Origin of the sequence: Shinella oryzae (genome assembly GCF_023038235.1) — a bacterium.
GTDB classification, from domain to species: Bacteria; Pseudomonadota; Alphaproteobacteria; order Rhizobiales; family Rhizobiaceae; genus Shinella; species Shinella sumterensis.
The window spans coordinates 2,999,637-3,024,349 of sequence record NZ_CP081987.1; the positions used below are offsets into that span (position 1 = coordinate 2,999,637).

Here is a 24,713-nt window from a genome sequence, read left to right on the forward strand (position 1 = left end):
TCTCAGCCCTTTCCGAGGATGCCCTGCGGCCGCAGTGCGAGAATGATGAGGAAGACGAGGTGGCCGGCGAGGATGCCGAAGCCGGGATCGATGCGGAACCCGATCGATTGGCTGATGCCGAGCACCATGGCCCCGATGAAGGCCCCCCAGATCGAGCCCATGCCACCGATGATGACCGCCTCGAAGGCATAGATGAGTTGGAAGGCGCCATCGGCCGGCGAGACCGTCGAGCGCATCGACTGGAAGACAGCCGCAAAGCCCAGGATGCCGACGGCAAGCGCGGTCGCGCCGGCATAGACGGCTTTCGGGTCGATACCCGTCATCGCGGCCGCCTCGACATCGGCGGCGGCCGCGCGCAGCGAACGCCCGAAGCGGGTATATTGCATCGTGGCCGCAAGCGCCGCCGTCAGCACGGTGGCCGTACCCAGTACGATCACCGGCAGCACGCCGACGAAAAGCGGCCCAAGCTGGAAGGACGCCTGGGCGAGGCCGTCGCTCGGCAGCGACCGCGTATCAGCCGACCAGACCTGCAACATCGCGTTCTGCAGCGCGATCGACAGGCCGAAGGTAGCGATCAGCGATGGCAGCGGATCGGCGCCGACGACGCGGTTGAGGATCAGCCGCTGCAAAATGATGCCGATGATGCCGCCGAGCGCGACCAGCACCACCAGCACCGACCAAGGGCCGAGGCCGAACGTCGAGGCGAGGCTGATGCCGACCAGCGCCAGCAGGATCATGAGGTCGCCATGGGTGATGTTGACGACCCGCATCACCCCGAACATCAGCGCCATGCCGAGGGCATATTGTGCATAGAGGCCGCCCAGAAGAACGCCCTGGACTAGTCCGTCAAGCCACTGCATGGGATGCTCCGAAATAGGCTTCGCCGATCGCCTCTCGCGACAGGTCCGCGGAGCGGCCGGTCAGCGTCACGCGGCCCTCAAGCATGCAGTAGAGCCGGTCCGAAGAGGACTTGGCGAGGCCGACATCCTGCTCCACCAGAACGATGGCCGTACCGTTTGCCGAAATCGACGGGATGGACTGGTAGATTTCCTTGACCACCTTCGGCGCCAGCCCGAGGCTGATCTCGTCGCACAGAAGCAGGCGCGGCTGGTTGAGCAGCGCGCGGCCGATCGCCACCATCTGCTGCTGGCCGCCGGAAAGCGACTGGACCGGCACCGCCTGTTTTTCCTTCAGGATCGGGAACAGCGCATGGACGCGCTCGATCGTCCAGGCATCGCCGCGGCCGGGTGCGGCATGGTCGACGGCGACGCGCAGGTTGTCGAGCACCGACATGCCGGCAAACAGCCGGCGCCCCTCCGGCACGATGGCCACGCCGTCGGCCACCATGTGGTGCGGCTTGCTGCCGCCGACCGGCCGGCCATTGAGACGCACCATGTCAGGTGCGACCCTGATCAGGCCCATGATCGATTTCAAGAGGGTGGATTTGCCGGCACCGTTGGCGCCGATCAGGGCGACGACTTCACCCTCGGCGATATCGAAATCGACGCCGTAGAGCGCCTGGAAATCGCCGTAACGGGCCTTGAGATCGTGGGTGGAGAGGAGCGTCTTTGCCGTCATGCCTCGATCCCCATATAGACGCGGCGGACTTCCGGGTCCTTGATGACGTCATCCGGCTGGCCCTCGGCGATCTTCTCGCCGAAGTTCAGCACCATGATCCGGTCGGCCACCGCCAGCAGGGCGTGCAGCACATGTTCGATCCATACGATGGTGACGCCACGATCGCGGATGCGGCGGATCAGCTGCACGAGCGCCTTGCCTTCCTCGTCCGTGAGACCGCCGGCGATTTCGTCGAGCAGCAGCAGGCTCGGGCCCGAGGCCAGCGCGCGGGCCAGTTCCAGCCGCTTGCGATCGAGCAGCGTCAGCGATCCGGCCGAGCGATTGGCCTTGTCCGCCAGCTCGCAGTCGCGCAGGATCTCGGCGCAGAACGCATAGCTCTGCGCCTCCGTGCGCCCGCCCCCGAAGGTGGCCGCCACGAGCAGGTTCTCGAAGGTCGACATGCCCACATAGGGCCGGGGAATCTGGTAGGTCCGGCCGATGCCGATCTTGCAGCGCGCATAGGGCGGTTGGCCGACGAGCCGTTCACCGCCAAAAACAAGGTCGCCGGCATCGTTGTGCAGGTCGCCGCTGATCAGGTTGAACAGCGTGGTCTTGCCGGCGCCGTTGGGACCGAGAATACCCAGCACCTCGCCGCGCCGGACATCGAAACTGATGTCGTGCAGCACGCGGAGCGCACCGAAGGATTTGCTCAATCCTCTCGCTTCTAGCAATACGCCGTCCAATCGATCCTCCGCCCCGGGCCGCGGCAGGCGCCTCCACGCGCTGCGTGCCCGGTTTTCTCATGCACTCGGATGGTTCTGCCTGTGGCCGGGCACATTGCCGCCCGGCAGCCATGTCCAGCATGCCCGGGCTCAGCTCGCCCAGGGGATTACCTTCATCTTCTGCTCGGGCTCGAACAGCTTGTTGACGGTGTTGTCGACGATCTTCAGGTCGTAGGGCCATTTATCGCCCTTCACCCACTGGCCGCCGAAAATCGGCGTCGTCGAGACATTCTTGTGCGGTCCGCTGGAGAAATCGACCTTGCCGATCAGCGTCTCCACCTTGGTCTCGACCATGGCGTCGCGGATCGAGGTGCGATCGAGCGGGTTGGCGGCGCGCTTGAGGATGTCGAGCGCCACTTCCCAGATCGCATGGCTGTAGCCGAGCGGCTGCGTCCACTGCTTCTTGGTCTCGCTTTCCCACTGGTCGGCGATCTCGCGGCTCACCTGGCCCGTCAGCGTCGACTTGAACGGGAAGGCGGGCGTCCACCAGACTTCCGAGGACATGCCGTCACCGAGCGGCCCGAGCGCCTGCACGCCACCCGGGAAGAGAAGTGCTGCGGCCACGGTGATGGCCTTCGGCTTGTAACCCTGCTGGGCGCACTGGTTGACGAAGGTCTTGAGGTCGTCGGGATAGGTGATGCCGCCGACGATTTCGCAGCCGGCGTTCTTGAACGCGGCGATCTGTGCCGAATAGTCATTGGTGCGCGGCTGGAAGAAGCCGGGAACGGTGATCTCGAAGCCGGCCTTCTGGGCAGGCGCGGGCAGGCCATAATCGTTGTTGCCCCAGGTCTCGCCATCGGCGTTCTGCGGAAACAGCATGCCGACCTTGCGGTTCGTGTCGAGCGTGTTCCACAGGCCGACAAAGGTGTTCAGCGCCTCGTCGAGACCCCAGAAGAAGTGGTAGGTCCAGTTGAACGGCTCGTTCTGGCCGCCGCGCGGAAAGATGACCGCCTGCCAGGGAGCGCCGGTCGACAGGCACGGGCATTCGTTGAGTTCGGCCTGATCGGCCGAAGGGCTGACGGTGTCGGTCGTCGAGGCCGGCAGGAGCAGATGCACGCCGTCGTTCAGGATGAGGTCGCCCGCGACTTCTGCGGCACGGTTCGGATCGGACTGGCTGTCGCGGATCAGGATCTCGACATCGAACCTGCCGGCGGCTGTCTCCAGCCCGTCCTTCAGCATCTCCTTGACCTTCTGCGCCGCCCAGCCGTCCGTCTCGCCGAACAGCGCAAGCGGACCGGTCGTGGGCGTCACGAAGCCGAGCTTGATCGTGCCGGCCGATTGCGCCCTGGCGATCATCGGCGCGCCGAGCGTGGCGGCGGCAAGGCCGGCCCCCATGCCCTTGAGCACGGTGCGGCGGGATGGCTGCGCAAATTTCGTCTTCAGGTCCACCTTGGTCTCCTCCCTCTGGTGTTCTTGTCGTCTGACGCGCATGCGGTGGCGGCCGGTCCTCCCAGACCCGGCAATCGCCTCACTTGATGCGGTTCATCGAACCGCCGTCGATCACGATCTGGCTCCCTGTGACATAGGATGAGCAGGGCGACGCCAGATAAAGCGCCAGCCCCTTGATATCCTCGGTGTCGCCGATCCGGCCGATCAGCGACTGCTCTTCGAAGGCCTTGCGGTCGGCCGGGATCTTCAGCCGCCCGCCGGCAATGTTGGTCATGAAGGGCCCGGGCGAGATGCAGTTCACCAGGATGCCGAACATGCCCAGCTCCATCGCCATCTGCCGGACGAAATGGTCGACGCCCGCCTTGGCCGGCATATAGGGCGTACCGACGATCGCCTCGTTGATCTGCGCAGCGATGGAGGATGTCACGATGATGCGGCCGCCGCCCGTCGCCTTCATGTGGCGCGCGGAATGTTTCACGGTGGTGTAGACGGATGAAAGATTGACCTCGATGACCCGGTCCCAGTGATGGTCGTCGAGCACGTCGATGGCGCCTTCGGGGATACGTTCGCCGGTCGTCGACAGGAAGCCCGGTCCGGCATCGACGCCGGCATTGGCGAAGACCACGTCGATGCGGCCATGGCGTTCGGCCACCGCATCGAAGGCTTCCTTCATGCGGGCACGATCGGCCACATCGACCACCTGCCCCCAGACATCGCCGCCATCCGCCTTGAGTTCGGCCACGACGCTGTCGAGCTGCGCTGGATTGAGATCGAAAATACAGACCCGCGCGCCGTTGTCCGCCATGACCTCGGCGTAAGCGCGCCCGATGCCACTGGCGCCGCCGGTCACGATGACCGACTTGCCGCGAACGTCGAACATTTCCTCCAATGTCGCCATTCTTCTCCTCCCGATTACCAAGAGGCTAACAGCGGCCAACACCCGTTTTAATGATTTTTTTCAACTTTAATATGCCGGATCGTTATGTTCTGGGACCTTGTCGTCCCGGCTGAAATTGCGCCGCTGATACGGATAACCCCATTCGCTTTAACCCGGCTTGCAGGCGTTTCTCAAAGCATCCAAAGTCGTGTACTTCGAGACTCTGCGGCTTGAAGGATAGATCCGTGAAAGTGATGTGCCTGAACGGCTGGGGCGGTAAGCTGCACGAAAAACTGTTGCCCTATCTCAAAAACAGCGAACCCGATGTCCTTTGCCTGCAGGAAGTCATTCACAGTCCCGAATCCGGCAAGGACTGGCTGACCTATCGCGATGGCGACCACGTCCTGGCGCAGCGCGCCAACTTCTTTCGCGATGTCTCGAACGCCTTACCCGATCATGTCGCCATCTTCTGCCCGGCGGCACAGGGCGTCCTCTGGGATCAGGACCAACCCGTCCCGTCGCAATGGGGGCTGGCGACGTTCGTGCGCCGCTCTCTGCCCATCATCGGCCAGATACAGGGCTTTGTTCACAAGGGCTTTTCACCGGCCGGCTATGGTGACCATCCGCGGTCTCGCAGCGCCCATGGCGTCAGGGTCTATGATGACAGAGCGGGGCGGTGCGTCAGCATCACGCATATGCACGGGTTGCGCGATCTGAACGGCAAGATGGACACACCCGAACGCGCCGCGCAGGCACGAAGGTTGCTCGATCTTTCCCGACAGATTTCAGAGCCGGGTGACATCGTGGTGGTCTGCGGCGACTTCAATGTCGAACCCGGCAGCGAAACGCTCGCGATCTTGGCCGATGCCGGACTGCATGAGCTGGTGACGGGGCGTGGCATTGAGAGCACCCGAACCACGCACTACAAGAAACCGGGCCGGTTCGCCGACTATATGCTTGTGAACCGCGTGGACGCCGTGACATCGTTCGACGTCATCCACGACCCGGAAGTCTCGGATCACTGCCCTCTCGTTCTGCAGCTATAGCCAATATATCAGCGGGTATTGCAGCACGCCTGTGAAGACAATTTTTCTGAGTGCGATCATCAGCGGGGAATGGCGGAGAGGGTGGGATTCGAACCCACGATACCCTTGCAGGTATGCCGCATTTCGAGTGCGGTGCATTCGACCACTCTGCCACCTCTCCGGATGTCGGTCGGCACCTTTGAGGCGCGGGCGGTACATAGCGGGTGTCGTGCAGGCTTGCAAGAGGCCTTGACCGTTGAAAGGTCATCTATTTGTCATGGTGACGGAAATTCCCTTGACAGTTTCCCGCCCCTCACCTATTGCGCAAGGTGCAGTGGCATGGGTCTGACCTGTGCCGCGACATGGTTCTTTTTGTCGAGCGGCCTGATTTTTCGGCGCCGCGTTCTGCGGGAACCACCCGAGCCGGTGATGCGCCAATGCATCGCCATCCCTGTCGACTGATAAAAAGACGGCCGTGCCCCAGGGCGCAGAGCCGGTACGAACATGAAAGGATACAAAATGTTCGCAGTCATCAAGACCGGCGGTAAGCAGTACCGCGTGGCCGCCAACGACGTTCTGACGATTGAAAAGCTGTCGGGCGACGCTGGTGCAAAGATCGAATTCACCGAAGTGCTGATGGTCGGCGTCGGCGCCGATGCGACGATCGGTGCGCCCTTCGTCGAAGGCGCGATCGTCACCGCAGAAGTCGTCGAGCACGGCCGCGCCAAGAAGGTCATCGCCTTCAAGAAGCGTCGTCGCCAGAACTCGAAGCGTTCGCGCGGACATCGTCAGCACAACACGACTGTCCGTATCCTCGACATCGCAGCCGCCGGCGGCAAGGCAAAGAAGGCTTCCAAGAAGTCTGAAGCCGAAGCCGTTGCAGCAGCCGAATAACCCGGACAGGTAAAGGAGAACTCCCATGGCACACAAAAAAGCTGGCGGTTCCTCGCGCAACGGTCGCGATTCCGAGTCCAAGCGTCTTGGCGTGAAGAAGTTCGGCGGCGAAGCCGTCCTCGCAGGCAACATTATCGTGCGTCAGCGCGGTACGCAGTGGCATCCCGGTGCCAATGTCGGTCTCGGCAAGGATCACACGATCTTCGCTCTTACGGCTGGCAATGTGAATTTCCGTACGAAGGCCAACGGTCGCGTTTACGTGTCTGTAGCCCCGAAAGCGGAAGCAGCGGAATAAGCCGGTAGCGCTCTAAAACAGCCGGCGTCTCATCGACCCGGCTGGCGCGACAGGTTTCAGGCCTGAAGAAGAAAAAGGGAGATGAGGCAAGACCTTATCTCCCTTTTTCGTTCTGGAGGACTGAACATGCAAACCGAACTGTTGCGGGAAGACCAATCAAGGTCTCCCCAGGAAAGGCCAAGGCCTGACCGGTCGAGGACCGATTGCCCGATCTTACTGTCGCCGCGGCTTGTCATGAGAGCCCCGCACGAAGACGACATCGACGCCCTTGCCCATCTCGCCAACAACGCCAATATCGCCAACATGGTCGCCCGCATGCCGCACCCCTACACGGTTGCGGACGCCGCCGATTTCGTGCGACGCACGCGCGACGGCGCGATTGGCAAGTGCGTCTATGCCATCACGAAAGCCGACAACGGCGCCTTCCTCGGTTGCTGCGGGATCGAGCCGCATGACGACGGACGCACGGTCGAGCTGGGGTACTGGCTGGGCGAACCCTACTGGAACCAGGGTTATGTCACGGAAGCGGCCCATGCGCTGATCGACATGGTCTTCCGCACCCGCGACATCGAACAGATCGATGCGCGCTGCCGGGTCATGAACATCCCCTCGCGGCGGGTCATCCAGAAGTGCGGCTTCCAGTTCCAGGCGACCGGCATGGTGCAGAGCCTTGCCGTCGGCGGCATGGTGCCCGTCGAATGGTACCGGCTCGATCGCAAGACCTGGGTCTCGCTGAAGAGCTGGGGAGGCATGCGATGAACGCCATGCAAACCTCCGTCGAACGGGCTCGCACCGCCGGGCCTGGCCCCTGCCCGACCATTGCGACGGCGCGCCTCACGCTGCGTCCGCACCGCATGTCCGATGCCGACGCCATCGCCCAGTCGCTTGCCGACTTCCAGGTCTCGCGCATGCTGGCGCGGGTTCCCGCCCCCTATGACCGGCAGGATGCCGCCGAATGGCTTGGCATGGCGACCACCGATCTTAACGATGGCTGGGCCTTCGCCATCACCGCTGGCGACGACGTGCATATCGGCTGCGTTTCCTTCGAGAGACGGAGCAAGGGCTGGGAAATCGGCTACTGGCTGAACCGCTTCTATTGGCGGCGCGGCTATATGAGCGAGGCCGTGCATGCGGCCATCGCCCGCTTCCTGATGCGCATGCCGGGCACGGAAATCCACTCGGGCATCTTCGCCGACAACCTCGCGTCTCTTCGCGTGCAGGAAAAGGCGGGCTTCCGCATCACCGGCTGCAGCGAGGTCTTCAGCGTCGCGCGCGCCGCCATGGTGCCACATCTCGAGACCGTACTGGCGCCGGGCGATTTTCGCCCGGCCGCGCCGCGGCACTGACATCGACCGGGGCGGAGCGATCCGCCCCGGTCTACGACAATTCGAACCAGACGGGCATGTGGTCGGAGCCGAAGGCCGTCTCGTCGACCCAGGCATCCGTCAGGCGCTCCACGAGGCCGTGGCTGAGAAAACAGTAATCGAGGAACATGCGGTCGGCATGGTCCTGGGGATTGATCCAGCTGAAGCTCGCGGCATGGCGCTTGCCGAGGCCGGCGATGGCATCGACCGGGTTGCCGGCGCGGATCTGGCGGCCATAAAGCGGATCGACGCCGCCGACCATTTCGCAATATTCGGGCGATTCCGGCACCATGTTGAAATCGCCCATCAGGACATAGTCCTCCGGCACGGGTGGTTCGGGCAGGCCGAGTTCATGGGCGCCGGAAATCGCGCCGCCCTCGAAGCCGTAGAGCTGGGCGCGGTCCTTGAGATACCGGATCTGGGCGATGCGCTCGTCGCGGTGCACATGGTCGAGATGCACGGAATAGACGCGCAGCGCGCCACCCGGTGTGGCGATGACCGCTTCGGTGGCGCCGCGCTGGAGGTTCAGTTTGTCCAGCGTGCGGGTGCGCGGCAGCGGGATGAGACGGCTGGAGAGGATGGGCCAGCGGGAGAAGATCATGTTGCCGAACTGGAAGCGGCGATTGACCACGCGGCCCTTTTCGATCGCCGATCCGGCGTCGAGATCGCAGGCCGGCCAGAAGACGGAGTAGTGGTTCGCCAGCAGGGTCTGCAATTCGGCGACCATGTCGATGCCGCCATTGCGGTGGAAGTTGCGGGTCACTTCCTGCAACGCGATGATGTCGGCGCCATGGATCGAGGAGACGATGCGCGGCAGGTCGAGGCGATCGTCGAGACCGATCCCGTACTGGATGTTATAGCTGACGAATTTCACGATAGTCTTTGACCTCTGCGGGAAGCGGCTATATCGAAGACGGCAAAATGACCATATTGATCAGAGTAAAGCGAACGGCGAGCCGATGAAGTTCCTGGACGAAGCAAAAGTCTATATCCGGTCCGGCGACGGCGGGGCAGGGGCTGTCTCGTTCCGCCGCGAAAAATTCATCGAATTCGGCGGCCCCGACGGCGGTGACGGCGGACGCGGCGGCGACGTGTGGGTGGAGGCCGTCAACGGCCTCAACACGCTGATCGACTTCCGTTACCAGCAGCACTTCAAGGCGACGATCGGCACGCACGGCATGGGCCGCAACCGCACCGGCGCGAACGGCGCGAGCGTGACGTTGAAGGTGCCCGTCGGCACGCAGATCTTCGAGGAAGACAACGAAACGCTGATCGTGGATCTCGTGCAGGAGGGGCAGCGCTTCAAGCTGGCCGCCGGCGGCAATGGCGGCTTCGGCAACGCGCATTTCAAATCCTCGACCAATCAGGCGCCGAACTGGGCCAATCCCGGCCTGGAGGGCGAGGAAAAGACCATCTGGCTGCGGCTGAAGCTGATTGCCGATGCCGGTCTCGTCGGGCTGCCCAATGCCGGCAAGTCGACCTTCCTCGCGACCTGCACGCGCGCCCGGCCGAAGATCGCCAACTATCCGTTCACGACGCTGCATCCCAATCTGGGCGTGGCCACCATCGACGGCGGCGAGTTCATTCTGGCGGACATTCCCGGCCTCATCGAAGGCGCTCATGACGGTGTGGGCCTCGGCGATCGTTTCCTCGGCCATGTCGAGCGCACGCGCGTGCTGCTGCATCTCGTCTCCGCCCAGGAGGAGGATGTCGCCAAGGCCTACAAGACGGTGAAGCACGAGCTGGAAGCCTATGGCGGCGGCATCACCGACAAGCCGGAGATCGTGGCGCTCTCGCAGATCGACCTGCTCGACGAGGACGAACTGAAGAAGAAGTCCAAGGCGCTGCAGAAGGCCTGCGGCCAGCCTGTGCTGCAGCTTTCCGCCGTCGCCAATGTCGGCATGGTCAGCACGCTGCGCGCGCTGCGCGACGTCATCGTTCAATCGAAGAATGCCGGATCCGACGACTGAGATGACCAGGAACCGCAAACCGCTCGGAAAATACCGCCGGATTGTGATCAAGATCGGCTCGGCGCTGCTTGTCGACCGCGCAAGCGGCCTCAGGAAGGCCTGGCTTGACGCGATGTGCAAGGATATTGCCGCGCTGAAGGCCGGCGGCACCGAGGTTCTCGTCGTCTCCTCCGGCGCCATCGCGCTCGGTCGCTCCGTGCTGAGGGTGCCCTCGGGCGCCCTGAAGCTGGAGGAAAGCCAGGCTGCCGCCGCCGTGGGCCAGATCGCGCTGGCGCGCGCCTGGTCGGAAAGCCTGTCGGCCGACGCGATCGTCGCCGGCCAGATCCTCCTGACGCTCGGCGATACCGAGGAGCGCCGCCGCTATCTCAATGCGCGCGCGACGATCAACCAGCTCCTGAAGCTCGGCGCCGTGCCGATCATCAACGAGAACGACACGGTCGCCACCACGGAAATCCGCTATGGCGACAACGACCGGCTTGCCGCCCGCGTCGCCACCATGACGGGCGCCGACCTGCTGGTGCTGCTGTCGGACATCGACGGGCTCTATACGGCACCGCCGCATCTCGATCCCGACGCGAAATTCCTCGAGACCATCGCGGCCATCACGCCGGAGATCGAGGCGATGGCCGGTGGTGCGGCGTCGGAACTGTCGCGCGGCGGCATGCGCACCAAGATCGATGCCGGCAAGATCGCGACGGGCGCGGGCTGCGCCATGATCATCGCCTCGGGCAAGGTCGACCATCCCCTGCGCGCCATCGAAGAAGGCGCACGCTCCTCCTGGTTTGCACCGTCGGGGTCGCCCGTGACCGCGCGCAAGACGTGGATTGCCGGGCAGTTGCAGCCGGCCGGACGGCTGGAAATCGATGCGGGTGCGGAAACCGCGCTCAGCGCCGGCAAGAGCCTGCTGCCCGCCGGCGTGCGCGGCGTGTGGGGGTCGTTTTCGCGCGGTGACACGGTTTCGATCTACGGCACGAACGGCCGCGAGATCGCCCGCGGCCTCGCGGGCTACGATGCCGACGAAGCGCGGCTGATCGTCGGCAAGAAATCGGCGGATATCGCCGCCATTCTGGGTTATGCCGGCCGCGCCGCCATGGTGCACCGGGACGACCTCGTGGTGACCGGCCTCGCCGTGCCGGCCGCTGCCGAGGCAGGGAAGGATTTGAGCCATGCTTGACCAGGTCAGGACCGATATCGACGCCCTGATGGACACGATCGGCCGCAATGCCCGCGCCGCCGCCCGTCCGCTTTCCATCGCCAGCGCGGAACAGAAGAACCGCGCGCTGGAGGTCATGGCCGCCGAAATCCTGGCAAACCGCGACGCGATCCTTGCCGCCAATGCGCTCGACCTTGCCAATGCGAAGGAAAGCGGCGTCGCCGCATCCTTCCTCGACCGGCTGACGCTGACGCCGGAGCGCATCGAGGGCATCGCCTCCGCCATCCGCGATATCGCCGGCCTCAAGGATCCGGTCGGCGACGTCATTGCCGAATGGGACCGGCCGAACGGCCTGCATATCGAGCGCGTGCGCACGCCGCTCGGCGTCATCGGCGTGATCTACGAGAGCCGCCCGAACGTGACGGCGGATGCCGGCGCGCTGTGCCTGAAGGCCGGAAACGCCGTGATCCTGCGCGGCGGGTCGGACAGTGTGAATTCATCGCAGGCTATCCATTCCTGCCTGGTCGCCGGCCTCAAGGCCGCCGGCCTGCCGAAGCACGCCATCCAGTATGTGCCGGTCACGGATCGCGCGGCCGTCGGCGCCATGCTTTCCGGGCTTGGCGGCGCCATCGACGTCATCGTGCCGCGCGGCGGCAAGAGCCTCGTCGCGCGCGTGCAGAGCGAGGCCCGCGTGCCGGTCTTCGCGCATCTCGAAGGCCTTTGCCACGTCTATGTCGACAAATCCGCCAGGCTGGAAATGGCAAGGGACATCGTCCTGAACGCCAAGATGCGCCGCACCGGCGTCTGCGGCTCCGCCGAAACGCTGCTGATCGACCGCGCCGTGGCCGATACGCATCTTGCCCCGCTGGTCGAAGGCTTGCTGGCCGCCGGTTGCGAGGTCCGTGCGACGGACGAGATCCGCGCGCGCATCCCCAATCTCGTGCCGGCGACCGAGGCGGACTGGTCGACCGAATATCTCGACGCGATCATCTCCATTTCGCTGGTCGACGGTATCTCGGGCGCCATCGAGCACATAAACCGCTGGTCTTCTGCCCATACGGAGGCTGTCATCGCCGACGACCCCGACGTGGTCGAGCGCTTCTTCACCGAGATCGATTCGGCGATCCTGCTGCACAATGCCTCCACGCAGTTCGCCGATGGCGGCGAATTCGGCATGGGCGGCGAGATCGGCATCGCCACCGGCAAGATGCATGCGCGCGGCCCTGTCGGCGTCGAGCAGCTCACCTCCTTCAAGTACCGAGTGCGCGGCACCGGACAGGTGCGGCCCTGAGGTGACGTCGGACGCGGTCGAAGAACGCTATCTGAGAATGCCCCATGTCGAGAAAGGCATGGCGGTCGGCCTGTTCGGCGGTTCCTTCAACCCGCCGCACGAGGGCCATGCGCTCGTGGCCGAAACGGCCCTGCGCCGGCTCGGCCTCGACCAGCTCTGGTGGATGGTGACGCCTGGAAACCCGCTGAAGGACCACAAGCAGCTTGCGCCGCTCGCAGAGCGCATCCACATGAGCGAGGCCATCGCGCCCGGGCCGCGTGTGAAGGTGACGGCCTTCGAAAAGCGGCTCGGCCAGAGCTATACCGCCAAAACGCTGGAGCGCGTGCAGGCGCTGAACCGTGGGGTGAACTTCGTCTGGATCATGGGCGCGGACAATCTCGCGACATTCCACAAGTGGCAGAACTGGCGGAAGATCGCCTGCACCTTCCCCATCGCCGTCATCGACCGGCCGGGCTCGACGCTCGCCTATCTCTCCTCGCGCATGGCCAAGACCTTCGACTATGCCCGCGTCGACGAAGAGGACGCCATGACGCTGCCGGGCCGGCGCGCACCCGCCTGGACCTTCATCCACGGGCCGCGCTCGGCGCTCAGTTCCACGGCCCTGCGCACGCGCACCGACCTAGATAAAACCATCCCTCAGAAGTGACGTCTTGAAACCGATACCCATTGATGCCTACATTTGGCAGGTATCGGCGCGCTTTGCCGGTACGGGACGTGCTGTTCTGATCCAGAAAGGAACGAACCTGACAACAGTGCACGCAAAGGGGAACGTCTATGGCGTTTTCTCCAAGAGCGCGGGACGCAGCGACGATGCAGCCGACCGTGCCCTTCAACTGGTCCTCGCCAGCCTCGAGGACTCGAAGGCAGAAGATATCGTGTCCATCAACATTGCCGGGAAATCGGCGCTGGGCGACTACATGGTGGTCGTGTCCGGACGCTCGAACCGTCATGTGATGGCGATCGCCGATCACCTCATCTCCGATCTCAAGGACGAAGGCCTGGGCAACGCCCGCGTCGAGGGCCTTGAAGCCGGCGACTGGGTGCTGATCGACACGGGCGATATCATCATCCATGTGTTCCGGCCGGAAATCCGGGAGTTCTACAACATCGAACGGATGTGGGCGGCTCCCGAAATCGAGGACGGTACGGTTCACTGAGCGGATCCGGCAAGACCGCGATGCGGTTTTGCGCGAGACCTGCGCTTTGACATAACGCCGGGCGCCTGTCCGGCGAGGAAGAGCGGTGCGTGCGTAGAGATCGCCGCACCACGACAACGGACAGGGCTTCGGCGATGCGGGTGGGACTTTTTGCGGTTGGACGGCTCAAGGCCGGCCCTGAGAAGGATCTTGCGGCCCGCTATATCGACCGTTTCGCCAAGGCCGGTCCGGCGATCGGCCTCGAACTCGGCAAGATGACGGAGGTCGGCGAAAGCCGCGCCGGCAATGCCGATACGCGAAAGCGCGAGGAAGCGGCGATGCTGGAAAAGGCACTGCCTGACGGCGCCATGCTGATCCTGCTCGACGAGCGCGGCAAGTCGCTCGATTCGCCCGGCTTCGCCACTCTTCTCGGCGGCTTTCGCGATGCCGGCAAGCGCGAGCTGATGATCGCGATCGGCGGTGCCGACGGGCTCGATCCCGCCCTCTACGACCGCGCGGACGCAACACTCTGCCTCGGCAAGATGACCTGGCCGCACCAGCTCGTGCGCATCCTTTTGGCCGAGCAGCTCTATCGCGCCGTCACCATTCTTTCCGGCCACCCCTATCATCGCAGCTGACACACGCGCCATGGCGGCACAAGCCTGACCGTGCACTGTGCCGCCAGCCCTATTTTTGGCGCTCTTCTTGGCGAAGTCCGCAAATCAGCATAGAGCGAAGGGAACGGATGTTCGGAAGACGATGAGGAAAACTGGCACAGCCCATCCCGGTGAATGTGTCAGCCGCCTGCTGCGGCCGGCAATGCTGTCGGCTGTGCTCCTGGCAGCTGCGATTGCCCATCCCGTGCTTGCCGAACCGGACGAAACGGTCGTCACGACCGAAAAGACCGGTTCCCTGCCCCGCGTCGAACCGGATCCCGCCGCGGCCCTTGCCCTTCGCCGCGACAGCACGCGCCGCGAACTCGAATCGCTCTCCCAGTCCATCAGCGTTTCCGAGGAAAAGACGAAAGAGCTGGAGGCGGAGATCGCCCGGCTCGACAAGTCCCGCCAGACCCTGCGCGACGCCATCGTGCAGTCCGCCGCCCTGCGCAAGCAGATGGAGGAGAAGATTCTCGCCGGCGAAAAGCGGCTCGAAGGCATGCGCGAACAGGAGGCGGGCGTGCGCGCCTCGCTGCACGAGCGGCGCGGCGTGCTGGCCGAGGTTCTCGCCGCCTTGCAGCGCATGGGCCGCAATCCGCCGCCCGCCCTGCTGGTGACGCCCGACGACGCGCTGGCTTCCGTGCGCAGCGCCATCCTGCTTGGCGCCGTCGTGCCCGGCATCCGCAAGGAAACCGATGCGCTGATCGACGATCTCGCCGCCCTAATGGACATCAAGAGCGACATCGACCGCGAAAAGACCGAGCTGACGGACGCCATGCAGATCCGCCTGGACGAAGAAAAGCGCTCGGAGCTGCTGGTCGCCCAGAACGAGGCGCTGACGGAAACCAACAATCGCACGCTTGCCGCCGAAAAGCGGCGCGCGGAGGAGCTGGCCGGCCGCGCGACGAGCCTGGAAGGCCTGATCGGCAGCCTGGAGAAGGAGATCGGCTCGGTGCGTGATGCCGCTGCGCTTGCCCGCGCCAAGGAAGAGGAACGGCGCGGCCTGAGCGAGGCCGAGCGCGAGAAGGCGAGGGCGCTGGCGCGCGACAGCGTGCCCGACAAAAACCGCATTGCTCCCGCATATGAATTTTCACAGTTGCAGGCAAAACTCGATTATCCCGTGGCAGGCGACCCGTTGCGCCAATTCGGCGACGCCGACGGAACCGGCCACGATTCCCAAGGGCTGACGCTCGCCACCAATCCCGGCGCGCTCGTCACGGCCCCTGCCGATGGATGGATCGTCTTTGCCGGGACGTTTCGCAGTTACGGACGCATGATCATTCTGAACGCGGGGGAGGGTTACCACCTCGTCCTGTCCGGCATGGACAAGGTGAACGTGCGGGAAGGCCAGTTCGTCGTGGCGGGAGAGCCGCTCGCCGTGATGGGCGAAAAGAGGATCGCAAGTGTGAACGCTTTGACGCTGGAAACGGACAAGCCGACACTTTACATTGAGTTTCGAAAGAACGGAAAACCGGTTGATTCCCGACCGTGGTGGTCCGCCAAGATTTCTGGAAAGGCACGCAATGATACGTAGGGCTTCACTTGTTATCGTCGGTGCACTCATGGGTGCCACGGCCATGAGCGTCATCAACACGGTTACGCTGCCCGCGGAAGCCGCCGGCTCGTCGACCTATCGCGAGCTTTCCATTTTCGGGGATGTCTTCGAACGCGTGCGCGCCCAGTATGTGACGCCGCCGAAGGAAGACCAGCTGATCGAGAATGCCATCAACGGCATGCTGACCTCGCTCGACCCGCATTCGTCCTACATGAATGCCAAGGATGCCGAGGACATGCGCACCCAGACCAAGGGTGAATTCGGCGGCCTCGGCATCGAGGTCACGATGGAAGACGAACTCGTCAAGGTCATCACGCCGATCGACGATACGCCGGCTTCGCGCGCGGGCGTTCTGGCCGGCGACTTCATCTCCAAGATCGACGGACAGGACGTGCGCGGCCTGAAGCTCGAGGACGCCGTCGAGAAGATGCGCGGCGCGGTCAACACGCCCATCAAGCTCACGCTGATCCGCAAGGGCGCCGACAAGCCGATCGAGCTGACGATCAAGCGCGACATCATCGCTGTTAGGGCCGTCAAGTCGCGTGTCGAGGACAATGTCGGCTATCTGCGCGTCATCTCCTTCACGGAGAAGACCTATGACGATCTCGAAGCCGCGATCACCAAGATCAAGGAAGAGGTTCCGGCCGACAAGCTGAAGGGCTACGTGCTCGACCTGCGCCTCAACCCGGGCGGTCTGCTCGACCAGGCGATCAACGTCTCCGACGCCTTCCTGGAGCGCGGCGAAGTCGTTTCGACGCGCGGCCGCAACGATGACGAAACCCGCCGCTTCAACGCGACCCCGGGCGACATCACCGACGGCAAGCCGGTCGTCGTGCTGATCAACGGCGGCTCGGCCTCGGCTTCGGAAATCGTCGCCGGCGCGCTGCAAGACCTGCGCCGCGCCACCGTGCTCGGCACGCGGTCCTTCGGCAAGGGCTCGGTCCAGACCATCATCCCGATGGGCGACGCCGGCGCGCTGCGCCTGACGACGGCGCTCTACTACACGCCGTCGGGCAAATCGATCCAGGGCACCGGCATTACGCCCGACATCACCGTCGAGCAGCCGCTGCCGCCCGAATTGCAGGGCAAGATCGAGAACGCGGCCGAATCCAGCCTGCGCGGCCATATCCAGGGCCAGAGCGAGACGGAAGCGGGTTCGGGCTCCTCCGCCTACGTGCCGCCGGAAGCCAAGGACGACGTCCAGCTTCAATACGCGCTCGAACTGCTGCGTGGCCAGAAGTCCGACCCGTCCTTCCCGGCCAATCCGGAAAAGGCCGAGCTGAAGCAGTAAGTCGCATTCGCAGGGCCCGTCACCGCGCGGGCCCTGTCTTCACGCACCTTCCGGCCAGCGCGGACTGACCTTGGGCACAGACATTCACGCACCTCTCGGCCAGGACCGCAAGGCAAGGCCAGGACGGAGGGGACCGTCACGGTTCTCCGCCGGCAGGGTCGTGTCTGCTTTGGCCGTCGCGGGCTTGATCGGGCTGTCCGGCTGGACGGCGCTGGCGCCAAGCGGCCTGCGCACCGAACCGTTCGTCGCCCCTGCTGAAACCATCGAAACCGCAGACGCTAGGCCCGATCAAAAGGCCGCCGAGCCCGGCGACGGCGTGCGCCGGGCCAATGGCCTTTCCGGCGCCCGCGTCGAGGAAACCGTCACCGACGACGGAAGCGTCGTGCGCAAATATGCGCCCGGCACGCGCGACGGCACCGGTCCCGTTATCCTCGAGGCAAACCGCGTCGGCCAGGATGCCCGCACGGCAGCCTTCCCGAACGAAGACCTCCTGGAAGACACCTCCGACGGCAAGATCCCGATCATCGGTCTCGACGGCACGCGCCCGATGGACCAGTACGCCCGCCCTTGGTCGGGCGCGCGCGGCACGCGGATCGCCATCGTGGTGGGCGGCCTCGGCCTCAGCCAGACGGGCACGCAGCGCGCCATCCGCGAACTGCCGGGCGAGGTGACGCTGGCCTTTGCCGCCAGCGGCAACAGCCTGCAGCGCTGGATGCAGGAGGCGCGGCGCGCCGGCCACGAAATCCTGCTGCAATTGCCGCTCGAACCCTTCGATTATCCGCAGAACGATCCCGGCCCCTACACGCTGCGCACGGATATGAGCGAGGCGCAGAACCTCGCCGAGTTGCACCGCGCGATGGCGCGGATCACCAATTATACCGGCATCGTGAATTTCATGGGCGGTCGCTTCCTCTCCAGCGCCGACGCGCTGGAGCCCGTGATGCGCGACGTGGCAAGCCGCGGCCTGCTCTTCCTGGACGACGCCAGCTCCGCCCAGTCGCTTTCGGGCACCATTGCCGGCGCCGTCTCCGCACCGCATGCCTTTGCCGACCTCCAGCTCGACGCCGATCTCTCGCGCACGGCCGTCCTGAAGAAGCTCGATGAGCTGGAACGCATCGCACGGCGCAACGGCACCGCGATCGGCATCGCCTCGGCCTTCGACGAAAGTGTGGACGCCATCCGCGAATGGTGCGAGGAAGCCGGCACGCGCGGCATCGAGATCGTCGGCGTCGCATCGCTCGCAGACATCCCCGCCAAACGATAGGAACTCCCGATGGGCAAGGAAAAGGACAAGGTGGTCAGGGCCGAGGACCTGCCTTACCGCCCCTGTGTGGGCATCATGGTGCTGAACGCCGAAAACAAGGTCTGGGCCGGGCACCGGCTCGCGGTCGGCAATTCCGAATATGACGGCTCGCCGCAGCTCTGGCAGATGCCGCAGGGCGGCATCGACGAGGGCGAGGACCCGCTGGAGGCCGCGTATCGCGAGCTCTACGAAGAGACCGGCATGAAGAGCGTCTCGCTGATCGCCGATGCCGGCCGCTGGATCAACTACGACCTGCCGGCACACCTGATCGGCATTGGCCTGAAGGGAAAATATCGCGGCCAGACGCAGCGCTGGTTCGCCTTCCGCTTCGAGGGCGATGAAAGCGAGATCGCCATCAACCCGCCGCCGGGCGGGCACACGGCCGAGTTCGACGAATGGGCCTGGAAGCCCATGCGCGACCTGCCCGAACTCATCGTTCCGTTCAAGCGCAAGGTCTACGAGGAGGTCGTGGCGACCTTCGCCTATCTCGCGCCCTGACAAACAAAAATCCCCGGCAAGCCGGGGATTTTCGTATTTGTCGATGAAGGCCGGTCTTATTCGGCTTCGTTCGCCGGCGCCGCGTTGAGCTGGCCGTACTTTTCCTCGCCGAGCTTGCCGAGCAGCTCAAGCTGGGTCTCGAGGAAGTCGATATGGCCTTCCTCGTCGATCAGCAGCTCTTCGAACAGCTTCATGGTGACGTAGTCACCGGCGTCGTGACAGATGTCACGCGACTTCTTGTAGGCCGTGCGGGCATCGTATTCGCCGGCGAGGTCGGCTTCCAGAACTTCCTTGACGTTCTGGCCGATGCGCAGCGGTGCGACGGTCTGCAGGTTCGGGTGGCCTTCAAGGAAGATGATGCGGGCGACGAGCTTGTCGGCGTGCTGCATTTCTTCGATGGACTCGGCACGTTCCTTCTTGGCGAGAAGCGTGTAACCCCAGTCCTCGAGAAGGCGGTAGTGAAGCCAGTACTGGTTGACAGCACCCAGCTCGAGATAGAGCGCTTCGTTAAGCTGCTCGATGACCCTTGTGTCGCCTTTCAAGATCCGCTCTCCTGTTTTCTTCATGGAATTGTTTGAGGCGGGTCATGAAATCAAAAATCTCGGCATCCGTCGAGTCGCCGCGGGCGTGGTATTGCTCCGTCGTGCGGATGATGATGTCCACGACGTTGGGAAAACAGCCACAGCAACGGCCACGCTTTTGCATCGCGTGATAGACTTTCGCAGGCACGATGAGCTGCCAACAGTCCTCGTCGAGGAGGCCGTTGATCACGTCCACGATGTCCTTTTCGGTGATGAAATTGCAGCTGCAAACCAGCATTTCGACTTGCCCATCATACGCAAAGCACTGAGTTTCCGGGATTAAGCAAAAGAGGACATTGACTGTCAAGAATGATCGCATCACTTGCTGCCGCGCGCAAACTTAGAGTCGTTCTAATCTTGATTAAAAATATCGTCTTTTCATGCGCTTACGGCTCGGGCCGGCGGGCAAAAAACGCGACAACGTGCGACAAACTGACCGATCACGTTTTATTGCATAACCGACGGTCTGACGCCTTTGCCCTGCCTCTGGCGACACGAATCGTCCCGCCTCGCCATGAGGGACGCCCAGCGCGCATGCCCGGCGTGCAAATTCAACCCTCGAAAAACGCTGGAAATCGTCTATATGACGGTCAAAGGAGACTTCATGGCCCGCATTGACCAGACCGAGGATTGGCGCAACCGCCACGCCCCGACCATCAGCACATTCGAATCCCTTGCGCTGGAGGCCTATGGCCACCTGCCGGAGGAATTCCGCGCGCTGACGGGCAACCTGATCATCGAGATCTCCGAATTCCCCAGCGACGATGTTTTCGAGGACATGGCGCTCGAAACGCCCTTCGATCTGCTCGGCCTGTTCGAGGGCCGCGGCATCACCGAGCGTTTCACCGTCGAGACAGGCGAAATGCCGAACCGCATCACGCTCTATCGCCGTCCGATCCTGGATTACTGGGCGGAGAACGAGGAAACGCTCGGCGACATCGTCACCCATGTCCTCATCCACGAGATCGGCCATCATTTCGGCCTGTCGGATGACGACATGGAGCGCATCGAGGCGAGCGCGGAGATCGCGGCAGAGCAATCCTCCTGAGGCAGGTCAAGCCCGACCGATGATACCGGAATAATCGGGCTTGAAGCGCTTCGGCGGTGCACGTAGCAGCCGCTTTATATCGCGCTCATTGCTCCGAAAGCTTGATATCGGGCGTGTAGTCCTTGCCGGGCACATCCTTCACCACGGCCTGGCCGCACTGCATGATCTTCGCCTCGGCATTGTAGGCGTAGGTCGGCGAGCCGTGCAGCTCCCAGCCCTTGTTCAGCGCAAGCGTAACCTTGTGGCAGAAGGATGCGTCATCGGGGCCGGTCAGGAATCGGTAGACTTTCATGCTTTCTTTCTCTCGTTGATCAGGTCGGCCTTGCTAAGCAGACGCTCCGCCTGCTCGGCATGCAACTTCTCCACCATGCGGCCGGCGATATTCACGACGGCCTTGCCGACATTTTCGGGCGCCGAAAAGGCAGCGACGACGGCGATCGCCTCGGCGGCTTCCGCTTCCGTCACGCCGAAGGCGTCATTGGCGGCGGCTATCTGCGCGGGATGGATCAGCATCTTGCCGTCGAACCCCATCTGGCGGCCCTGCCGGCATTCGGCGGCCAGGCCGTCGCTGTCCGCGAAATCGTTGAAGACGCTGTCGACGACATCGAGGCCGCAGGCGCGCGCGGCCACGACCACCTGAAGCAACAGAGGCACGAGGAAGGGCCGGCCGGCAATATCGGCGATCCCGGTTTCCTTGCGCAGGTCGTTCAGCCCGACGATGAAGCAATCCAGGCGTCCGCCCTGCGTACGACCCGCCTCGGCGATGGAAGAGAGATTGAGAAGGGCGGCGGCCGTCTCGATCATCGCCCAGAGGCGCGGCCCGTCGTCGGCACCGGCTTCGGAAAACCAGTCGGCAGCCGCGAGGATGTCCTGCGGCCCCGACACCTTTGGCAGAAGCACGGCATCGGGCATGCACTGGAGCGCGGCCTCGAGGTCGCGCAGGCCGTCCGGCCCGTCGAGCGGGTTGATCCGCATCACGTGCTCGCGCCCGTCGCCACGGTCAAGCGCGGCGAAATGCGCAATCAGCGCGGCGCGCGCCTCGGCCTTCTTCTCCGGCAGGACGGAATCCTCGAGATCATAGATGATCGCGTCGCAATCGAGCGACGCGGATTTCGCGAGCGCCCGCGCATTGACCGCGGGAACGCTCAACAGCGAGCGGCGCAAGTGAAGCGGATGGTGATGGGGCGTCCTGTTCATCGTGCCTTTGTGACGCGCTTTGTCGCAACCCGCAAGCACGATGAGATTCAGCCTTGCAATGGACAAAATCGCCCCCCACATTGCTTGTCAGAGAAAAGGGCAAATCAAAATGCAGCGCATTCGCTCCATCATCTTCACCGTCTTCGCCATGCTTGTCGCCGGCGTGACCATCGTGTTCGCCGCCTCGGTCGGCATCGCCATCGTCGGCATCACCGCCGTCCTGATGCTCGGCTCCCTGCTTGCAGCGAAATTCCAGCCGACCCCGGTCCGCGCAACGGCGCGCACCCGCAACGACCGAGCGACCGCCGGCCAGCGCGAGCCGCGGATCTGGAACGACGGCCGCGGTACGATCATCGACCTCTGACAGAGGCGTCCTCCCGAAAGAGGACATCCGGGCGCCTGCCTCCGCGCCCGGCGCCGCCCTTGCGGCCCTAATCAAGATTTTCCTTCAAATTCCGGGAAAACTGATTTAAACGCTTGGCGAAATCGACTTCCATATTCCGAGGGTTTCCGCATGGACAAGTTCGTCAAGCTGACCGGCGTCGCCGCGCCGCTCCCCGTCGTCAATATCGACACGGACATGATCATTCCGAAGGACTACCTCAAGACCATCAAGCGTACGGGCCTCGGCAAGGGTCTCTTCGCCGAAGCGCGTTACAATGAGGATGGCAGCCTCAACGACACCTTCGTGCTGAACAAGCCGGCATACCAGAACGCCTCGATCCTCGTTGCCGGCGACAATTTCGGCTGCGGCTCCTCGCGCGAACATGCGCCGTGGGCCCTGCTCGACTTCGGCATCCGCTGCGTGATCTCCACGAGCTTCGCCGACATCTTCTACAACAACTGTTTCAAGAACGGCATCCTGCCGATCGTCGTCAGCCAGGAAGACCTGGACAAGCTGATGGACGACGCCAGCCGCGGTTCGAACGCCATCCTGACCGTCGACCTGGAAGCCCAGGAAATCACCGGTCCCGACGGTGGCCGCATCGGCTTCGAAATCGATGCCTTCCGCCGCCACTGCCTGCTGAACGGCCTCGACGACATCGGCCTGACGCTGGAGAAGGCGACCGCCATCGACAGTTTCGAGAAGCAGACCGCATCCTCGCGCCCCTGGGCTTGATGCCATGCGCCGGCTGATCTCGTCCGGCTCTCCCTTCGAAGTGACGGCGGGCTATTCGCGCGCCGTCGTGCAGGGCGACTGGTGCTTCGTTTCCGGCACGACCGGCTACGACTATGCCACCATGACCATGCCCGACAGCGTCGAGGATCAGGCGCGCAACTGCCTTGCCACCATCAGCGACGTTCTGACCGAGGCCGGCTTTGGCGTCGAAGACATCGTGCGCTGCCATTACTACGTCACGGACCCCGCCTTTGCGGACCGCGTCTTTCCCATTCTCGGCAAAACCTTCGGCACGGTCCGGCCGGCTGCGACCATGATCGTCTGCGATCTCATCCGGCCTGAAATGCTGATCGAGATCGAAGTGACGGCCCTGCGCCGGACCTAGCCGAACGACCGAGGCAATCGCGCAAAATTCTTTCTTTTCGGCGATTTTCCTTGAACGGAAGTTGCGCTAAGAAGCGCGCGACCATTCCGTGACATCAAGGACAATCCCATGACAGCGCGTAACCTCCTCCTTCTGCCCGGCGACGGCATTGGCCCGGAAGCCATGGCGGAAGTCCGCAAGATCATCGCCTATATGAACGCCGAACTCGGCGCGGGCTTCACCACCGACGAAGGCCTCGTCGGCGGCAGCGCCTACGACGCCCATGGCGCGGCGATCTCGGAAAGCGACATGGAGAAGGCGCTTGCGGCCGACGCCGTCCTGTTCGGCGCCGTGGGTGGCCCGAAGTGGGATGACGTGCCCTATGAAGTGCGGCCGGAAGCCGGCCTGCTGCGCCTGCGCAAGGACCTGCAGCTTTTCGCGAATCTGCGCCCGGCGATCTGCTACCCGGCGCTTGCCAATGCCTCTTCGCTGAAGCCGGAGCTCGTGGAAGGCCTCGACATCCTCATCGTGCGCGAATTGACGGGCGGCGTCTATTTCGGCGAGCCGAAGGAGATCATCGATCTCGGCAACGGCCAGAAGCGCGGCATCGACACGCAGGTCTACGACACCTATGAGATCGAGCGCATCGCAGGCGTTGCCTTCGAACTGGCCCGCACGCGCAACAACCGCGTCTGCTCCATGGAAAAGCGCAATGTCATGAAGTCCGGCGTCCTGTGGAACCAGGTCGTGACGGAAACGCACAAGCGCAGCTATTCCGACGTTAAGCTGGAGCATATGCTCGCCGACGCCGGCGGCATGCAGCTCGTCCGTGCGCCAAAACAGTTCGACGTCATCGTAACGGACAACCTGTTCGGCGACATGCTCTCCGACGTCGCCGCCATGCTGACGGGCTCGCTCGGCATGCTGCCGTCGGCCTCGCTCGGTGCCCCCGACGTCAAGGGTCGGCGCAAGGCGCTGTACGAGCCCGTGCACGGCTCGGCGCCCGACATTGCCGGCAAGGGCATCGCCAACCCGATCGCCATGATCGCATCGTTCGCCATGTGCCTGCGCTACTCCTTCAACATGATCGCCGAGGCCGACAACCTGGAAAAGGCCATCGCCGAGGTCCTGGACAGCGGCGTGCGCACCGGCGACATCATGGCCGAAGGCTGCCGCCAGGTCGGCACGGTCGAAATGGGCGACGCCATCCTCGCCGCCTTCAAGAAACTCTCTGCCTGACAACACACGCCGGCACCGCCGGCGTGGTCCAAAAAGGCTCCCGTCGCCAGCGCGCCGGGAGCTTTTTCGTTTGCATCCCTTGAAAAGTCACAACCGGCGAACACATGCAGACGACGCCTGTTGCAAAG

General features: G+C 63.9%; 29 protein-coding genes, 1 tRNA gene and 1 pseudogene. 20 read left to right on the forward strand and 11 right to left on the reverse strand.

What is annotated here, in order from left to right; all coding sequences use genetic code 11:
* Nucleotides 1-2: 2 nt before the first annotated feature.
* The 5 genes from K6301_RS14610 to K6301_RS14630 all read right to left on the reverse strand — a co-directional run bounded on the left by K6301_RS14610 (nucleotide 3) and on the right by K6301_RS14630 (nucleotide 4,626).
* Nucleotides 3-860: a branched-chain amino acid ABC transporter permease gene (locus K6301_RS14610; protein WP_247217952.1), complete on the reverse strand. Its 858-nt coding sequence runs from the start codon at nucleotides 858-860 to the stop codon at nucleotides 3-5.
* Complete coding sequence (locus K6301_RS14615) at nucleotides 847-1,578, reverse strand: ABC transporter ATP-binding protein (RefSeq protein WP_247217955.1); 732 nt, start codon at nucleotides 1,576-1,578, stop codon at nucleotides 847-849. The genes K6301_RS14610 and K6301_RS14615 overlap by 14 nt, the downstream gene beginning before the upstream one ends.
* Nucleotides 1,575-2,270, reverse strand: coding sequence for an ABC transporter ATP-binding protein (locus tag K6301_RS14620; RefSeq protein ID WP_425475348.1), 696 nt, complete (start codon nucleotides 2,268-2,270; stop codon nucleotides 1,575-1,577). The genes K6301_RS14615 and K6301_RS14620 overlap by 4 nt, the downstream gene beginning before the upstream one ends.
* A gap of 159 nt (nucleotides 2,271-2,429) precedes the next feature.
* Nucleotides 2,430-3,728: an ABC transporter substrate-binding protein gene (locus K6301_RS14625; protein WP_247217958.1), complete on the reverse strand. Its 1,299-nt coding sequence runs from the start codon at nucleotides 3,726-3,728 to the stop codon at nucleotides 2,430-2,432.
* Nucleotides 3,729-3,807: 79 nt separating this feature from the next.
* Complete coding sequence (locus K6301_RS14630) at nucleotides 3,808-4,626, reverse strand: SDR family NAD(P)-dependent oxidoreductase (RefSeq protein ID WP_247217960.1); 819 nt, start codon at nucleotides 4,624-4,626, stop codon at nucleotides 3,808-3,810.
* 224 nt (nucleotides 4,627-4,850) lie between these two features.
* On the opposite strand from K6301_RS14630, the gene K6301_RS14635 reads away from it, so the two are divergent.
* Entirely contained in the window at nucleotides 4,851-5,651 is an 801-nt protein-coding gene (locus K6301_RS14635) for an endonuclease/exonuclease/phosphatase family protein (protein WP_247217962.1), read from the forward strand.
* Nucleotides 5,652-5,721: 70 nt separating this feature from the next.
* On the opposite strand, the gene K6301_RS14640 is transcribed toward K6301_RS14635, so the two are convergent.
* A tRNA-Ser gene (locus K6301_RS14640) sits at nucleotides 5,722-5,811 on the reverse strand.
* A 338-nt stretch (nucleotides 5,812-6,149) separates the two neighbouring features.
* Between K6301_RS14640 and rplU the strand changes: the two are divergent.
* The 4 genes and pseudogenes from rplU to K6301_RS14660 form a co-directional block, all read left to right on the forward strand.
* Nucleotides 6,150-6,461: pseudogene (gene rplU / locus K6301_RS14645) on the forward strand (50S ribosomal protein L21); the annotation flags it as partial.
* 88 nt (nucleotides 6,462-6,549) lie between these two features.
* Entirely contained in the window at nucleotides 6,550-6,819 is a 270-nt protein-coding gene (gene rpmA / locus K6301_RS14650; RefSeq protein ID WP_134648437.1) for a 50S ribosomal protein L27, read from the forward strand.
* A gap of 126 nt (nucleotides 6,820-6,945) precedes the next feature.
* Nucleotides 6,946-7,578 carry a GNAT family N-acetyltransferase gene (locus K6301_RS14655; protein WP_247217964.1) on the forward strand — a complete coding sequence of 211 codons (633 nt, stop codon included), beginning with the start codon at nucleotides 6,946-6,948 and terminating at the stop codon, nucleotides 7,576-7,578.
* Nucleotides 7,575-8,165, forward strand: a complete 591-nt coding sequence (locus tag K6301_RS14660; RefSeq protein WP_247217966.1) for a GNAT family N-acetyltransferase — start codon at nucleotides 7,575-7,577, stop codon at nucleotides 8,163-8,165. The genes K6301_RS14655 and K6301_RS14660 overlap by 4 nt, the downstream gene beginning before the upstream one ends.
* A 31-nt stretch (nucleotides 8,166-8,196) precedes the next feature.
* Here the strand turns inward: K6301_RS14660 and K6301_RS14665 are convergent, their stop codons facing one another.
* The gene (locus K6301_RS14665; protein ID WP_134648443.1) at nucleotides 8,197-9,057 is read right to left on the reverse strand and encodes an endonuclease/exonuclease/phosphatase family protein; all 861 of its coding nucleotides are present in this window, start codon (nucleotides 9,055-9,057) and stop codon (nucleotides 8,197-8,199) included.
* Between the two features lie 85 nt (nucleotides 9,058-9,142).
* On the opposite strand from K6301_RS14665, the gene obgE reads away from it, so the two are divergent.
* From obgE to K6301_RS14715, 10 genes are all read left to right on the forward strand, one after another.
* Complete coding sequence (gene obgE / locus K6301_RS14670; protein ID WP_247217969.1) at nucleotides 9,143-10,153, forward strand: GTPase ObgE; 1,011 nt, start codon at nucleotides 9,143-9,145, stop codon at nucleotides 10,151-10,153.
* Nucleotide 10,154: 1 nt separating this feature from the next.
* Nucleotides 10,155-11,327, forward strand: a complete 1,173-nt coding sequence (gene proB, locus K6301_RS14675) for a glutamate 5-kinase (protein ID WP_247217971.1) — start codon at nucleotides 10,155-10,157, stop codon at nucleotides 11,325-11,327.
* Nucleotides 11,320-12,597: a glutamate-5-semialdehyde dehydrogenase gene (locus tag K6301_RS14680; protein WP_247217973.1), complete on the forward strand. Its 1,278-nt coding sequence runs from the start codon at nucleotides 11,320-11,322 to the stop codon at nucleotides 12,595-12,597. Before proB ends, K6301_RS14680 begins: the two co-directional genes overlap by 8 nt.
* A gap of 37 nt (nucleotides 12,598-12,634) precedes the next feature.
* The gene (locus tag K6301_RS14685; protein ID WP_247220630.1) at nucleotides 12,635-13,243 is read left to right on the forward strand and encodes a nicotinate-nucleotide adenylyltransferase; all 609 of its coding nucleotides are present in this window, start codon (nucleotides 12,635-12,637) and stop codon (nucleotides 13,241-13,243) included.
* 31 nt (nucleotides 13,244-13,274) lie between these two features.
* Complete coding sequence (gene rsfS / locus K6301_RS14690; RefSeq protein WP_160871824.1) at nucleotides 13,275-13,754, forward strand: ribosome silencing factor; 480 nt, start codon at nucleotides 13,275-13,277, stop codon at nucleotides 13,752-13,754.
* A gap of 134 nt (nucleotides 13,755-13,888) precedes the next feature.
* Entirely contained in the window at nucleotides 13,889-14,371 is a 483-nt protein-coding gene (rlmH, locus tag K6301_RS14695; protein ID WP_247220631.1) for a 23S rRNA (pseudouridine(1915)-N(3))-methyltransferase RlmH, read from the forward strand.
* A gap of 166 nt (nucleotides 14,372-14,537) precedes the next feature.
* Nucleotides 14,538-15,923, forward strand: coding sequence for a murein hydrolase activator EnvC family protein (locus K6301_RS14700; protein ID WP_425475403.1), 1,386 nt, complete (start codon nucleotides 14,538-14,540; stop codon nucleotides 15,921-15,923).
* Nucleotides 15,913-17,235 (forward strand): S41 family peptidase, encoded by a 1,323-nt coding sequence (locus K6301_RS14705; protein ID WP_134648453.1) that lies wholly within the window; start codon nucleotides 15,913-15,915, stop codon nucleotides 17,233-17,235. Before K6301_RS14700 ends, K6301_RS14705 begins: the two co-directional genes overlap by 11 nt.
* A 70-nt stretch (nucleotides 17,236-17,305) precedes the next feature.
* Nucleotides 17,306-18,499 carry a divergent polysaccharide deacetylase family protein gene (locus tag K6301_RS14710; protein ID WP_247217975.1) on the forward strand — a complete coding sequence of 398 codons (1,194 nt, stop codon included), beginning with the start codon at nucleotides 17,306-17,308 and terminating at the stop codon, nucleotides 18,497-18,499.
* A 9-nt stretch (nucleotides 18,500-18,508) separates the two neighbouring features.
* Complete coding sequence (locus K6301_RS14715) at nucleotides 18,509-19,036, forward strand: RNA pyrophosphohydrolase (RefSeq protein ID WP_160871725.1); 528 nt, start codon at nucleotides 18,509-18,511, stop codon at nucleotides 19,034-19,036.
* A 56-nt stretch (nucleotides 19,037-19,092) separates the two neighbouring features.
* On the opposite strand, the gene bfr is transcribed toward K6301_RS14715, so the two are convergent.
* Together bfr and K6301_RS14725 are read right to left on the reverse strand one after the other, a co-directional pair.
* Complete coding sequence (gene bfr / locus K6301_RS14720; RefSeq protein ID WP_134648459.1) at nucleotides 19,093-19,578, reverse strand: bacterioferritin; 486 nt, start codon at nucleotides 19,576-19,578, stop codon at nucleotides 19,093-19,095.
* A complete protein-coding gene (locus K6301_RS14725; RefSeq protein ID WP_134648636.1) occupies nucleotides 19,544-19,855 on the reverse strand; it encodes a (2Fe-2S)-binding protein in 312 nt (103 codons plus the stop codon). Before K6301_RS14725 ends, bfr begins: the two co-directional genes overlap by 35 nt.
* 366 nt (nucleotides 19,856-20,221) lie before the next feature.
* On the opposite strand from K6301_RS14725, the gene K6301_RS14730 reads away from it, so the two are divergent.
* The gene (locus tag K6301_RS14730; protein WP_134648461.1) at nucleotides 20,222-20,665 is read left to right on the forward strand and encodes a metallopeptidase family protein; all 444 of its coding nucleotides are present in this window, start codon (nucleotides 20,222-20,224) and stop codon (nucleotides 20,663-20,665) included.
* 85 nt (nucleotides 20,666-20,750) lie between these two features.
* Here K6301_RS14730 and K6301_RS14735 read toward each other — a convergent pair whose 3' ends face one another.
* Both K6301_RS14735 and K6301_RS14740 read right to left on the reverse strand, forming a co-directional pair.
* Nucleotides 20,751-20,957 (reverse strand): DUF1737 domain-containing protein, encoded by a 207-nt coding sequence (locus K6301_RS14735; protein WP_134648463.1) that lies wholly within the window; start codon nucleotides 20,955-20,957, stop codon nucleotides 20,751-20,753.
* Complete coding sequence (locus K6301_RS14740; RefSeq protein WP_247217976.1) at nucleotides 20,954-21,862, reverse strand: HpcH/HpaI aldolase/citrate lyase family protein; 909 nt, start codon at nucleotides 21,860-21,862, stop codon at nucleotides 20,954-20,956. The genes K6301_RS14735 and K6301_RS14740 overlap by 4 nt, the downstream gene beginning before the upstream one ends.
* A 109-nt stretch (nucleotides 21,863-21,971) precedes the next feature.
* Between K6301_RS14740 and K6301_RS14745 the strand changes: the two genes are divergently transcribed.
* From K6301_RS14745 to leuB, 4 genes are all read left to right on the forward strand, one after another.
* Nucleotides 21,972-22,226 (forward strand): hypothetical protein, encoded by a 255-nt coding sequence (locus K6301_RS14745; RefSeq protein ID WP_425475349.1) that lies wholly within the window; start codon nucleotides 21,972-21,974, stop codon nucleotides 22,224-22,226.
* A gap of 150 nt (nucleotides 22,227-22,376) precedes the next feature.
* Entirely contained in the window at nucleotides 22,377-22,982 is a 606-nt protein-coding gene (gene leuD / locus K6301_RS14750; protein WP_247217977.1) for a 3-isopropylmalate dehydratase small subunit, read from the forward strand.
* A 4-nt stretch (nucleotides 22,983-22,986) separates the two neighbouring features.
* Entirely contained in the window at nucleotides 22,987-23,367 is a 381-nt protein-coding gene (locus tag K6301_RS14755) for a RidA family protein (RefSeq protein WP_247217978.1), read from the forward strand.
* Nucleotides 23,368-23,475: 108 nt separating this feature from the next.
* Nucleotides 23,476-24,585: a 3-isopropylmalate dehydrogenase gene (gene leuB, locus K6301_RS14760; protein WP_247217979.1), complete on the forward strand. Its 1,110-nt coding sequence runs from the start codon at nucleotides 23,476-23,478 to the stop codon at nucleotides 24,583-24,585.
* Nucleotides 24,586-24,713 lie beyond the last annotated feature (128 nt).

What these genes read in the sequence shown, in the direction of transcription:
- K6301_RS14610 (WP_247217952.1), bottom strand. Translation starts at nt 860, where the DNA reads ATGCAGTGGCTTGACGGACTAGTCCAGGGCGTTCTTCTGGGCGGCCTC.
- K6301_RS14615 (WP_247217955.1), bottom strand. Translation starts at nt 1,578, where the DNA reads ATGACGGCAAAGACGCTCCTCTCCACCCACGATCTCAAGGCCCGTTAC.
- K6301_RS14630 (WP_247217960.1), bottom strand. Translation starts at nt 4,626, where the DNA reads ATGGCGACATTGGAGGAAATGTTCGACGTTCGCGGCAAGTCGGTCATC.
- rpmA (WP_134648437.1), top strand. Translation starts at nt 6,550, where the DNA reads ATGGCACACAAAAAAGCTGGCGGTTCCTCGCGCAACGGTCGCGATTCC.
- K6301_RS14655 (WP_247217964.1), top strand. Translation starts at nt 6,946, where the DNA reads ATGCAAACCGAACTGTTGCGGGAAGACCAATCAAGGTCTCCCCAGGAA.
- K6301_RS14660 (WP_247217966.1), top strand. Translation starts at nt 7,575, where the DNA reads ATGAACGCCATGCAAACCTCCGTCGAACGGGCTCGCACCGCCGGGCCT.
- obgE (WP_247217969.1), top strand. Translation starts at nt 9,143, where the DNA reads ATGAAGTTCCTGGACGAAGCAAAAGTCTATATCCGGTCCGGCGACGGC.
- proB (WP_247217971.1), top strand. Translation starts at nt 10,155, where the DNA reads ATGACCAGGAACCGCAAACCGCTCGGAAAATACCGCCGGATTGTGATC.
- K6301_RS14680 (WP_247217973.1), top strand. Translation starts at nt 11,320, where the DNA reads ATGCTTGACCAGGTCAGGACCGATATCGACGCCCTGATGGACACGATC.
- K6301_RS14685 (WP_247220630.1), top strand. Translation starts at nt 12,635, where the DNA reads ATGCCCCATGTCGAGAAAGGCATGGCGGTCGGCCTGTTCGGCGGTTCC.
- rlmH (WP_247220631.1), top strand. Translation starts at nt 13,889, where the DNA reads ATGCGGGTGGGACTTTTTGCGGTTGGACGGCTCAAGGCCGGCCCTGAG.
- K6301_RS14705 (WP_134648453.1), top strand. Translation starts at nt 15,913, where the DNA reads ATGATACGTAGGGCTTCACTTGTTATCGTCGGTGCACTCATGGGTGCC.
- K6301_RS14715 (WP_160871725.1), top strand. Translation starts at nt 18,509, where the DNA reads ATGGGCAAGGAAAAGGACAAGGTGGTCAGGGCCGAGGACCTGCCTTAC.
- K6301_RS14725 (WP_134648636.1), bottom strand. Translation starts at nt 19,855, where the DNA reads ATGCTGGTTTGCAGCTGCAATTTCATCACCGAAAAGGACATCGTGGAC.
- K6301_RS14730 (WP_134648461.1), top strand. Translation starts at nt 20,222, where the DNA reads ATGGCCCGCATTGACCAGACCGAGGATTGGCGCAACCGCCACGCCCCG.
- K6301_RS14735 (WP_134648463.1), bottom strand. Translation starts at nt 20,957, where the DNA reads ATGAAAGTCTACCGATTCCTGACCGGCCCCGATGACGCATCCTTCTGC.
- K6301_RS14740 (WP_247217976.1), bottom strand. Translation starts at nt 21,862, where the DNA reads ATGAACAGGACGCCCCATCACCATCCGCTTCACTTGCGCCGCTCGCTG.
- K6301_RS14745 (WP_425475349.1), top strand. Translation starts at nt 21,972, where the DNA reads ATGCAGCGCATTCGCTCCATCATCTTCACCGTCTTCGCCATGCTTGTC.
- leuD (WP_247217977.1), top strand. Translation starts at nt 22,377, where the DNA reads ATGGACAAGTTCGTCAAGCTGACCGGCGTCGCCGCGCCGCTCCCCGTC.
- K6301_RS14755 (WP_247217978.1), top strand. Translation starts at nt 22,987, where the DNA reads ATGCGCCGGCTGATCTCGTCCGGCTCTCCCTTCGAAGTGACGGCGGGC.
- leuB (WP_247217979.1), top strand. Translation starts at nt 23,476, where the DNA reads ATGACAGCGCGTAACCTCCTCCTTCTGCCCGGCGACGGCATTGGCCCG.